This is a genomic window from Litoribacter populi, from assembly GCF_007483685.1.
Classification (GTDB): domain Bacteria; phylum Bacteroidota; class Bacteroidia; order Cytophagales; family Cyclobacteriaceae; genus Litoribacter; species Litoribacter populi.
This window is the reverse complement of sequence record NZ_VMKN01000002.1, coordinates 304,073-315,941: the sequence shown is the minus strand read 5'-3', so window position 1 is coordinate 315,941 and position 11,869 is coordinate 304,073. Positions and strand designations below refer to the sequence as shown.

The 11,869-nt window shown below is 43.3% G+C and carries 10 protein-coding genes; 1 reads left to right on the top strand and 9 read right to left on the bottom strand.

Translation table 11 applies throughout. The features are described from left to right. Positions 1-69 precede the first annotated feature (69 nt). From FPL27_RS17180 to FPL27_RS17170, 3 genes are all read right to left on the bottom strand, one after another. A complete protein-coding gene (locus FPL27_RS17180) occupies positions 70-552 on the bottom strand; it encodes a peptide deformylase (protein ID WP_143962461.1) in 483 nt (160 codons plus the stop codon). Between the two features lie 46 nt (positions 553-598). Beyond that, a complete protein-coding gene (locus FPL27_RS17175) occupies positions 599-2,098 on the bottom strand; it encodes a DUF4301 family protein (RefSeq protein ID WP_143962460.1) in 1,500 nt (499 codons plus the stop codon). Between the two features lie 118 nt (positions 2,099-2,216). Beyond that, the gene (locus FPL27_RS17170) at positions 2,217-2,576 is read right to left on the bottom strand and encodes a hypothetical protein (RefSeq protein WP_143962459.1); all 360 of its coding nucleotides are present in this window, start codon (positions 2,574-2,576) and stop codon (positions 2,217-2,219) included. A 253-nt stretch (positions 2,577-2,829) separates the two neighbouring features. On the opposite strand from FPL27_RS17170, the gene FPL27_RS17165 reads away from it, so the two are divergent. Next, positions 2,830-3,495, top strand: a complete 666-nt coding sequence (locus tag FPL27_RS17165) for a hypothetical protein (RefSeq protein ID WP_143962458.1) — start codon at positions 2,830-2,832, stop codon at positions 3,493-3,495. Between the two features lie 106 nt (positions 3,496-3,601). Here FPL27_RS17165 and lpdA read toward each other — a convergent pair whose 3' ends face one another. The 6 genes from lpdA to FPL27_RS17135 form a co-directional block, all read right to left on the bottom strand. Next, entirely contained in the window at positions 3,602-4,999 is a 1,398-nt protein-coding gene (gene lpdA, locus FPL27_RS17160) for a dihydrolipoyl dehydrogenase (RefSeq protein ID WP_143962457.1), read from the bottom strand. Positions 5,000-5,057: 58 nt separating this feature from the next. After that, positions 5,058-5,408: a four helix bundle protein gene (locus FPL27_RS17155; protein ID WP_143962456.1), complete on the bottom strand. Its 351-nt coding sequence runs from the start codon at positions 5,406-5,408 to the stop codon at positions 5,058-5,060. Positions 5,409-5,529: 121 nt separating this feature from the next. Continuing rightward, the gene (gene odhB, locus FPL27_RS17150; protein WP_143962455.1) at positions 5,530-7,080 is read right to left on the bottom strand and encodes a 2-oxoglutarate dehydrogenase complex dihydrolipoyllysine-residue succinyltransferase; all 1,551 of its coding nucleotides are present in this window, start codon (positions 7,078-7,080) and stop codon (positions 5,530-5,532) included. A 98-nt stretch (positions 7,081-7,178) separates the two neighbouring features. After that, complete coding sequence (locus FPL27_RS17145; protein ID WP_143962454.1) at positions 7,179-9,971, bottom strand: 2-oxoglutarate dehydrogenase E1 component; 2,793 nt, start codon at positions 9,969-9,971, stop codon at positions 7,179-7,181. A gap of 265 nt (positions 9,972-10,236) precedes the next feature. Beyond that, the gene (locus FPL27_RS17140; protein ID WP_143962453.1) at positions 10,237-11,046 is read right to left on the bottom strand and encodes an SDR family oxidoreductase; all 810 of its coding nucleotides are present in this window, start codon (positions 11,044-11,046) and stop codon (positions 10,237-10,239) included. 131 nt (positions 11,047-11,177) lie between these two features. After that, positions 11,178-11,807, bottom strand: coding sequence for a sterol desaturase family protein (locus FPL27_RS17135; protein ID WP_143962452.1), 630 nt, complete (start codon positions 11,805-11,807; stop codon positions 11,178-11,180). Between the last annotated feature and the right edge of the window lie 62 nt (positions 11,808-11,869).

Here is an 11,869-nt window from a genome sequence, read left to right as displayed (position 1 = left end):
CGAGAGATTCACGGTTGTGCTTGATAATTGGCATATTGCCTGTTTGAATTAAACAATTTTAACGCTGACTTACCGGTATTTAAAGGACTTGGCGTCTTTGGCCCTCATGGTACACAAAATTCCGTCCAAATGGTCATACTCATGTTGGATAAGCTCAGAAATGTCATCACGAACCTCCCAAGTCTTCTTTTTCCAATTTTCATCGAAATATTGCAAAGTCATAGAACGGTGTCTGTCGACTTTTACCAGCAGGTTTGGAAAACTCATGCAATCATCCCACATTTCAAAAGTGTCTTCGTTCAAGTTTTTGAGTTCGGGGTTGATGATGACATAGGGTTTGTCCAAATTGAGGTAAAATAGTCTTTTCATGATGCCCAGTTGAGGGGCGGCTATTCCTCGCCCAAAACCATATTTCCGGCGGATATCTTCCATGGCCTCATGGAGGTCTTGGACCCAGGCAGCGACCAAGGGTAGCTCCGATTCATCGACTGGTTCACACGTTTCATAAAGCCTGGGGTCTCCAAGTTTTAAAATATCGTCAGTGGTTTTCATATAAAATCAAAACACCGCCGGTTTTGTCCCAGCGGTGTGGTATCGTCTAGTTTTGGTGTTCATCTCGCAAAAGATCATTGACTGTTTTGACAGGATTGAACGTGATGATGGGGACCTCAACAAAAACAGTGGTCCAATCGGCCATGGATCCGTTCCAGAGGCCTGGGAGTTCAAGGGCTTTCAGCTCCTTACCATTTTTGGATTTGGAAGTGATAAAACCTGTTTTCATGTCCCTATGCTTCAAAAGGTCAAACTTATTGCCTTTATAATCTTTTGTGCCGCAGACCACATCCACTGGGTTGAAGTGTGTGGCAGAATTGTATATTTCTTTCTTATCGGAGTCCTGCAGGTCGATTTGGGCATTTTCGGCAATCTGTAGGGATAGGGATCCATCCTCCTCCTTCACCCAGAAAGGTCCGCCCCCAGGTTCCCCTACATTCCTAACCATCCCGCACACCCTGATTGGACGATTGAGTTTGCTTTTCAAAAAGTCTCTTTTTTGGTCTTGAGACCATTCTTTGTACTCCTCAGGGAATCGACCTGAAAGGTCCTTGTCAAATACCTCCTCAGCTACTAAGGTGTCCTTGTCTATGGTTTGTAAAGCCTGGAAAACCTTTTCCTGAAGGTTCAGTAGCAATGCCCCCAGTGCTTTCTTATACTTCTGTGTAGTGTCCTTCAATCTGTCAGGAACCACATTGTCCACATTTTTGATAAATATCAAATCGGCGTCTATCTCATCCAAGTTTTCCAAGAGGGCTCCATGCCCCGCTGGTCTGAAAAGTATACTGCCGTCATCTTCTTGGAAAGGAGTGTTATCAGGATTTACGGCAATGGTATCCGTGGATTGCTTTTGGTGTGAAAAGCTGACTTCGAAGGTGACACCATGCTCTTTTTCCAATTTGGGCTGTATCTGAGCTATCTCCTCCTTGAATTTCTCCTCATGCTCTGGGCTGACGGTAAAGTGTAATTTCACCCTGTCTCCTTTACCCTTGGCGTACATTACCCCTTCGATAAAGTGCTCGTAGGTCGGAGTCCTGTCCTGCTCACTATAGTGGTGGAATTTGAGTAAGCCTTTGGGCAAACTTCCATATCCGAGGCCTTTGTCTTCTAGCAGATAGCTGATGATCAAGGCATAATCTTTGTCTTCCAGCGCTTTTTTGATGGAGCTACCGTCTCTTTCCAAGATTTTGTTGAGGTCGTGATAAAAAGCAAATTTTTCTATGTTGTCAATAAATTTCTTGGCAAAAGCATGGTTTTCGAGGTTCCCATCCCCGTCAAGAAAAGCAAACAAGTCTTTAAACATTCGGGATGCAGCTCCGGAGGCGGGTACAAATTTCAGAATGTCCTTGCTCTGGACCATGTTGTCAAACTCCTTTCCAAACCTCTCAATTTCTGCTTCACTGAATTTCTGGATGCCGTTGCCCACTTTTGCCGCTTCGACTATCGGCAGAAAAGGGAAACCTGATTTAAAATTGTCAATCTGTTCTTGGACTTTTTCAGGGGACATTCCCTGGGAAAGAATTTGCTGATGAAGTGTGTGGTCCATAAAATAATAGGATTCAATATTAGGTTAAAAATTGATTTATTAAAGATAGGGGATTGCAGGCAGAATCAGAAGAAGGCGCTTCTTCAATTTACCCTAGTCTTAAGGATTTGACCAAAAATTATGCTAAACAGGTAGCCGACTCTTTTAAAAAACTTGAGTTAGTTTTTGTTTGAAAGATTAGGGTTGGGCCCTGTATTTTCAGCTTGCCCATAAAATATTGTAAGTTCTGTGGCTCACCTTGATATAGTAGTGCTTCATTATACAGCAGGACTTCGTTGAATCCAAGGTGTTTGATCCGGTAAACTAAACATGGAGGCAAATCCTGAGAAAAGGTTGTAGCCTCGCCGTCTTCTGTGGGTACAGCTTCAAAATTGGTGAGGAATTTTAAAGGATCAATGGGTTTTGCGGTTTGTGCCCATGAAGACATCGCAAATATTAAGAATGCTATAAGAGTAAGGGGCTGCCTTTTTGCGTTCATATCTAAAAATTTTATACATAATAAAAAATAAGTTCCTAAAATTCAAGCATTGAAAACTATATCCCCCTCACCCGACATCCCACATCGGTCATCGGTCATCGGTCACCCGTCTTCCCACATCTTCCCAAAAAAATCCCCTTGATTAAACTTTTAATTATCAGCTTATTAAAAAAAGATTTGAATAGGGAAATCAAAATTCCTCAACCTTTAAATTTAGTGTGCGTTAGGTGAAGAGTAACAAAATCAAGTAATTATGAAGATAATTTATGCTATTCTACTGTTGACATGTTTTACTTTCACTTTTGGGGCATATGCACAAACTGACGAGCAAGAAGACCGAGGCTTTGATTATGGTAAGTTTAAACATGAATTTTCAGTTGATCTCATTCCTGTTATAAACGGTGACCTCCCGGCCCGATTTTTCTATCGTAAAAATTATACGACACCTAAGGGTAAAATGATGGGCTTCCGACTAGGATTAGGCGGTTCTTTAACCTCTGCGCCGGCAGATTTTGCTTATGAATCAGCCACTTTTGAACGCCAGCGTGTTTTCAATTACCAAATGCTTATAGGGCTTGAAATGCAGAAATCCATCAGTCCTAAATTTATTGGTTATCAAGGTTTAGACTTTGTTCTTGGAGAAACCATTAATCGATTTGATCAGAATGTAGTTCCCGGCCAGTTACAACATTTTCAGCAAAGCAATTTTTCAATTGGAGGGACTTATTTCTGGGGCGCCAAATACCATATTTTACCGAGACTTTCTGTTTTTGCCGAAATGGGACTGGTCTTAGAAAACAATACAGTAGCCAATTCCACATATAGAAACTTTGATATGAGGGAGAGGGAGTCCACCCAGTCTGGGATGCAACTTAGGTTTTTACCTATCCGAAACATCAGCATAGCCTATCATTTTTAGTAAAAAAGAAAAGCAGCGCCTGGTGTGCTGCTTTTCTTTCTTTAATATTTTCTTGCTAATAAATACAAGTCATCCTCATCGGACATCGGTCTTCAAACATCCGACATCAAATATGCAACGCCCTATTACCAGTGGCTGCCAGACAAGCTTCCTTGAAAGCCTCAGTGTAAGTTGGGTGAGCATGTGACATTCTAGCGATATCCTCCGCTGAAGCCCTGTACTCCATAGCTACTACTGCTTCAGCGATCATATCCGCTGTTCTCGGTCCGATCATGTGAACACCCAAGATCTCATCAGTTTCAGCGTCAGCCAAAACTTTCACCAATCCGTCCGTGTCCATGGAAGCTCTCGCTCTACCGGAAGCCATAAATGGGAACTTCCCGGTTTTATACTTGATGCCTTTTTCCTTCAACTGCTCCTCGGTAAAACCTACAGCAGCTACTTCTGGCCAAGTGTAAACTACTCCTGGAATCAGATTATAGTTGATGTGCGGCTTCTGACCTGCCAATTGCTCGGCTACCAACACGCCTTCTTCCTCCGCTTTGTGAGCCAGCATGGCGCCTTTGATTACATCACCGATAGCGTAAATGTTGTCGGCAGTGGTCTTTAGGTGCTCGTCTACTTCTATCTGACCTCTGTCGTTAAGTTTTACGCCAGCAGCCTCAGCATTGAGACCGTCAGTGTAAGGTCTTCTTCCGATTGAAACCAAGACATAGTCGCCTTTCAATTCTACGATTTCGCCTTTGCTGTTCTCAGCTTTGACTACAACTTCATTTCCTGTATTTTCAACAGAAGTGACTTTGTGCTTCAGGAAGAAATCGAAACCAAGTTTTTTGAGGGACTTCTGAAGTTCCTTGCCCATAGTTTTGTCCATGGTAGGAATCAAAGAATCCATATACTCCACCACGGAAACTTTGGAACCTATTCTGGCATACACCGAACCAAGTTCCAAACCTATAACCCCACCGCCGATCACGATCAGATTTTTAGGTATTTCCTTAAGTGTAAGCGCCTCCGTGGAGGTGATGATTCTCTTCTTGTCAATGTTAATGAAAGGAAGAGAAGAAGGCTTAGAACCCGTGGCAATGATGATGTTTTTGCCTTGGATTTCTTCGGCTTTTCCATCTTCTTTGGTCACCTTGACAGTGTTTTTGTCCACAAAAGAACCCAATCCATGATGAACATCGATTTTGTTCTTCTTCATCAAATACTGGATGCCGTCTACGTTTTGCTTCACCACTTCATTTTTTCGGCCGATCATCTGACCGAAATTAACCTGAAGATCTTTCAGGTCGATGCCGTGAGTTTCGAAGGTGTGGGCAGCATTATGATAATGCTCTGAGGAATCCAGTAAAGCCTTGGAAGGGATACAACCTACATTTAGGCAGGTACCTCCAAGTGTGGAATATTTTTCTACGATGGCCGTCTTCATCCCAAGCTGCGCCGCCCTAATGGCTGCCACATACCCGCCTGGTCCTGAGCCGATAACGATTACGTCGTACATATTTTTTTGTTTGTACCAAGTACAAAGTACAAAGTACCAAGTACAGGGTCGTTTATTTTTATTTTAAACTTTGCTTTAATTTGACAAGCATATTCTGGATCTCCACCAATTTCACTGATAAATCCTCAAATTTATCAATTGTTAGGTAGTTGAGCTTGTTGGAAATCAGTAATTGAGTATTTAATTCAAAGGCTGACCCCAGCGCTATACCCAAAAAATGGTTGAAATCTTTATTCGAATTTCTCCCAGCACCTTCAGCAATATTGGAAGGTATAGATATGGCGGCGCGGTTAATTTGGCTAATTAATCCATATTGCTCTCTTTTAGGAAGATTTTCAGTCAAGCTGTACACTTCAACAGCAAGGTTGATGGCCTTATGCCATACTTTTAATTCTTGATATCTGTGCATATGAAAAAGATGGGGAAAAAAGTAAAGTGTTAAAATACTTAATTCCCCGCTAATTTCAAGATACACGGTTATTTACTTGGTACCTGGTACTTGGTACTTTGTACCTAGTAAGTCAAATGATTTATACCCCAAACAGAAGCCTCGTCGGATCCTCGAGTAGTTCCTTTACTCTCACCAAGAAGCTTACGGACTCGCGTCCGTCGATGATTCGGTGGTCGTAGGAGAGGGCTAGGTACATCATTGGGAGGATTTTGACCTCACCGTTGACAGCCATCGGTCTTTCAACGATGTTGTGCATGCCTAGGATTGCCGATTGAGGGGCGTTGATGATTGGGGTGGACATCATGGAACCAAATATACCTCCATTGGTCAAAGTGAATGTGCCACCTGTCATCTCTTCGATGGACAATTTGTTATCTCTTGCTTTGGTGGCAAGTCTTACAACTTCTTTCTCCACTTCGTCAAATGAAAGTTTCTCAGCATTTCTGATCACCGGAACCACCAACCCTTTTGGGGCGGAAACCGCAATAGAAATGTCACAGAAATCATTGTAAACAATCTCGTTTCCGTCAATCTGCGCGTTCACTGCAGGCCATTCCTGAAGGGCTACGCAGACAGCTTTGGTGAAGAAGGACATGAAACCTAGGTTTACGCCATGCTTCTCCTTGAATTTATCTTTGTACTGCTTACGAATATCCATGATAGGCTTCATGTTCACCTCGTTGAAAGTGGTCAACATGGCCGTCTCATTTTTCACGGAAACAAGTCTTCTGGCGATTGTTCTTCTCAGGGAAGTCATCTTTTCACGACGGCTGTTTCTCTCTCCGCTGGTTTTTGGTGCTTCTGCTTCTGTGGCTTTGGAAGCCGGCTTGCTTTCTTGCTTAGCTGCTGCAGGTTTGGCAGTCTTCTGCGCTTTTTCAGCGTCTTCTTTGGTTACACGGCCATCTTTACCGGTTCCGTTTACCTCTTTTGGGTCGATTCCTTTTTCAGCCAAAATCTTGGCTGCAGCAGGAGAGGCGTGCCCGGTTGCATATGTTTCGTTTGCAGAAGCGGATGCACTTGCTGAAGCGCTTTCCTTGGCAGCCGGTGCTGGTTCACCCTGAGGGGCACCACCTTCGGTCACTTCGATCTTGCAGATCAATCCGCCGATTTCCAAGGTGTCGCCTTCCTGTGCCACATGGCGAAGGATACCGTTTGCCTCAGCAGGAAGTTCAAAAGTGGCCTTATCAGAATCCACCTCAGCGATGATTTCGTCTAATTCTACATAATCACCATCGTTTTTCAGCCAAGTGGCCAATGTCACCTCGGTGATGGACTCACCTACGGTAGGGACTACCATTTCCTTCACTTCTCCGGTTACTCCTCCAGTGTTTGAAGAAGAACTTTCCTCTTTAGAGCTCTTGCTTGCTTTTTCGGCTGAAGCAGAATCCCCTGTTGAGTTGGTGTCGATGGTGCAGATCACGTCCCCGATTTCAAGGGTGTCACCTTCTTTAGCACTTGTTTTTAATACTCCTGCAGCTTCAGCTGTTAATTCAAAAGTAGCTTTGTCTGATTCAAGTTCACAGATTACTTCGTCCATCTCGACGTAGTCGCCGTCATTTTTAAACCATTGTCCAATGGTCACTTCGCTGATAGATTCCCCTACGGCAGGGACTTTAATTTCTAAGCTCATAATTTTCTTTTTACCCCCAGGCCAAAGCCTAAGGTTAATTTTACATTGGTTAAATTGTAAATTAACCCCTTGTCCCACCAAAGCGGGATTGGAGGTGTTTATTGTAGTTTTAAAGCTTTGTTCAAAATAGATTCTTGCTCCTGGTGGTGTACTTTATTGTAACCAGTAGCAGGAGAGGCACTTGCTTTTCTGGAGATCACCTCCATCGGGAAGTCCCTGTAAAGGGCACGCATCATGTAAGTCCAGTAACCCATGTTTTCAGGCTCTTCCTGTACCCATACCACTTCAGCGTCTTTGTATTGCTTGACAGCTTCTAGAATTTGGGTTTTAGGAAGTGGGTGAAGCTGCTCTACCCTTACGATAGCTACATCTTTCACTTTTTCTTTCTCTCTCTGCTCAGCAAGATCATAATAGATTTTGCCTGAACAAAGTACAACCCTTTTTACATCTTTAGCTTTTACACCAGAGTCTTGGATTACTTCCCTGAATCTTCCCTGAGTGAATTCCTCTATAGGAGAGACTACTTTCGGATGCCTAAGAAGTGACTTTGGAGACATGACGATACATGGCTTTCTGAATTCCCAAGCTAGTTGTCTTCTCAGCATGTGGAAGAAATTGGAAGGCTCGGTGATGTTGCAGACCAACATGTTGTATTCGGCGGAAAGCTGCAAGAATCGCTCCGGTCTGGCATTGGAGTGCTCAGGTCCCTGGCCTTCATAGCCGTGAGGGAGAAGCATAACCAAACCGTTCATTTTTTGCCATTTGGATTCCCCGGAGGAAATAAACTGGTCAATCATGGTCTGGGCTCCGTTGGCGAAATCACCAAATTGTGCTTCCCATATAGCCAATGCGTTAGGATTTGCCATGGCATAGCCATATTCAAAACCAAGAACGGCATATTCTGAAAGCAGGGAGTTGTAAATGTGGAACTGACCCTTACTGTCCTTCATTTCCTTAAGGGAGTTGAAAGGCTTGTTGGTGTTTGCATCATGAAGCACCGCATGTCTGTGGGAGAAGGTTCCTCTTTGCACATCCTGACCAGTCAACCTTACGGTTTTACCTTCTAAAAGTAGGGATCCATAAGCCAAAAGCTCTGCTCCAGCCCAGTTGAGGGACTTGGAGTGGAAGAACATTTCCTTTCGCTGTTTCATCTGCGCTTCGATCTGCTTGATCGGCTTGAACCCTTTAGGTAGTGAGGTAAGTGCCTCTGCTACTTTATCTATAGCTTCCTGGGAAATATAGGTCTCAGGGGATTGCTCAAAGTCCTCTGGTTTTGACCTTCTCAAAGACTGCCACTCCTGCTCAAATTGGGTGAACTTATACGGAAGCGGTTGTTCTTTTACCATGTTGAGCCTGTCCTGTAGCAATTGACGGAATTCTTTGTCCATCTGCTTGGCCAGCTTAGCATCTACGTCACCTCTTTCAAGCAATCTCTTATTATAGATTTCTCTTGGGTTAGGGTGCTTGGAGATTACATTATATAGTGAAGGCTGGGTGAACTTAGGTTCGTCAGACTCATTATGGCCATGCCTTCTATAGCAGACCATGTCAATAAAGATGTCTTTGTTGAATTTCTGTCTAAATTCAGCCGCAAGGTTTGCCGCGAATACTACAGCTTCGGCATCATCACCATTCACGTGGATTACTGGAGCATCTATAATTTTAGCAACGTCAGTACAATAGATGGAAGAACGTGCGTCGTCAAAGTCAGTAGTAAAGCCTACCTGGTTGTTGATTACAAAATGTATGGTACCTCCGGTGTTGTAGCCTTTTAATCCGGCCATTTGGGTCACCTCATACACGATGCCTTGCCCTGCAACTGCCGCATCCCCATGAATAAGGATAGGTAATGCCTTTTTGGAATCATGCTGGTGCTCGGAGTCAATTTTTGCTCTCAAGAAGCCTTCTACTACGGGGTTCACTGCTTCCAGGTGGGAAGGGTTGGGAGCCAGCTTAAGATTTACCTTATTGTTTTCCGGTGTATGGATGTCACTGGAGTAGCCCATGTGGTATTTCACATCTCCATCGCCCATAGTTAGGTCAGGCTTTGCTGTACCTTCAAATTCAGAGAAGATCTGCTCGTAGGTTTTGCCCATGATGTTGGCCAAAACGTTAAGACGGCCACGGTGGGCCATGCCAATCATCACTTCTTTCACTCCAAGGTTTGCACCTTTATTGATGACTGCGTCTAAGAATGGGATGGTGCTTTCACCACCTTCAAGCGAAAATCTTTTTTGTCCAAGATATTTGGTATGAAGGAAGTTCTCGAAAACTACCGCTTCGTTCAATTTGGAAAGGATTCTTTTCTTGTCTTCAGCAGGAGGGTTGAAGGCTAAGGCTTCTTTTTCAATTTTGGTCTTGAGCCAGTCGAGCATCTCCGGGTCCCGGATATAAAGGTACTCGAAACCCATAGAGCCTTCGTATATTTTTTTGAGGGCAGCTAGGATATCGCTTAGTTTGGCTTTGCCAATTCCGATTTCTTCGCCGGCCTGAAATTCAGTATTGAGATCTGCCTGGCTCAATCCAAGGTCTTCGATGTCGATGAGGGCCTTCCGGTCCACTCTTTCCCTAACAGGGTTGGTTTTGGAGCGTAGGTGGGCTCTGGAGCGATGGGCGTGGATAAGTGCCCTTACTTTGATTTCTTTGGGAAGTTGCTCCATGTCCATGATGGTGCCGCGGGTTGCCAGACTGCCGTTTTCAGCTTTTGGGGAGGCTGCTTGAGTCTGGGCTCCACCGTCCTCGTCCTCACCGTATTTGGTGATGGCAAAGTCGAAGCCGTCAAAGAAGGTTTTCCAGCTTGGATCAATGGATTCAGGATCTTTCTTGTATTCGTCATATAACTCATCGATGTAAGCTACATGCGCGTTTGCAATATATGAGAATTTGTCCATGGTAAGGTATTTTCTTATAGGACAAATATAGTCAGTTATGTATTGTTTTAAAAATTGTATATTCGTGTACACGAATTAGGCTGATTTTCAGTACTGTTATTTTTATCCTGCCGAAATATATTCTGTTTTATGGTTTCTTTCCGGATTTTTGGACGTGTTATGCTAATATTAAGACAGGACTTTTGGTGAGGGGCGTTTTGTTTAGTTTTAAAAGGGTGAAAATATTTATAAACTCCATTTTTTCATCCAATAGCTTTGAAAATCATTATGTTGAATACCTGTATTCCAAAGGTTGGGGAAAGAGAAACAAATATCCCTTCTGCAGGAGTTTCTCAGAAGAAATGATTCTGTTTTGTTCATTTGGTGAAAAGGAAGCTGGTGGAGGAAAGCCTAGTTTTTCAGAATTGTTAAGGTATATTTCTTTTCGAAGTGGGTGGTTTGGGCTGACCGCATTGAAGGTTTCATTCCATTTGTCGTTATTAATTACCCATTCAATTATGCCTATAACATCATGCTGGTGAATGTAATTAACAGGTACATTGCCTTCTACACCATCTTTTCCAGAGAAGTATCTTCCAGGTATCCGCTTTTCCCCCATCAGTCCCCCGCAACGCAAGATAGTCAGATCAAAACTTGAATCCCTGTTGAGGAGATTCTCAGCCTTCCAAAGTGCACGGTTTCCGGTGTTGGTTTCCGAAAGGGGAAACTTTTCATCAAAGGTGCCTTCTTGAGAGGGATAGATGGAAGTGGAGCTGATGTATATAATCTTTTTTACCCCATGTTGCTCGGCTAGGGCTTTCAAGTACTTGACCTGTTCAGGATGATAAGTTTCCGGATTGCTTCTTAAACCTGGTGGGATGTTAATAATTAAAATATCAGTCTGGAAAAGGTTTCCGAATTGTTGACCAGTGGGGTGGGGGACTAGGTTTAGTAGATAGGGGGGTATATTTTCCTTCTCAAGCAAAGGTAGTTTGTCAGTTGTTGTGGTGCTTCCTTTCACCTGATGCCCTTTACGTTTTAGCTGTTTAGCTAGCGGTAACCCTAACCAGCCCAGTCCAATAATAGATATCACCATTCTTTATTTTTTTAAATGCGCAATGAAGTTAATACATCACATCCGTCACCCGTCACCTGTCATCCAACATCCGACATCCGTCACCCGTCACCCAACAAAAAAAGCCTCCCCATAAGGAAGGCCATAAGTTTTCACTTGTCTCTTTTCGGCATAGTGCCCAATATATAATCCCAAAGGGGTGAAGATACCCCAAATGCCACATCCGGATCTTTGTAATGGTGGATAGCATGGTTTACCCACAGAATCTTCAGGAAGTTTTTGGGTGGCTGGTAAGCATGTACTGTATAGTGAACTCCCAGATAGAGGGAATAGCCTACCAAAAATCCGGGAAGAAAGTACAACGCATAGTCGTTCATCAAAAGGGTGAACACCACATAGAAAACAAAGGCATAAAAAGCACTGATAAATGGCGGCATGGCCAATCTGTCCTTATCCTTAGGATAGTCATGGTGTACGCCATGTACAGAATATTGAAGTTTGTCTTTCAATTTGCTATCCGGTTCCATGTGAAAAAAGTACCTATGCATAACATATTCCACTAGGGTGAATGCCAGCAATCCTATCAAGCTGACACCTAAACCTACACTATAGGGTATCTCGGTAATGGTGATCGCAAAATATAGTGAGAGCGTACCAATACCTAAAAACATGGCGATCGGGATACTTATGTGCGTTCTGGACATTTTTTCCAAAACCGGATTATCAAACATCTTAGCCGATCCGCTGTTGTCCGGTCTGTCCAGTCTTCCAATCTTTCTCATAAAAAACAGTATTAATTATACTATATCTACAGATAATATTATGCCAAACAATGGTGAAATTT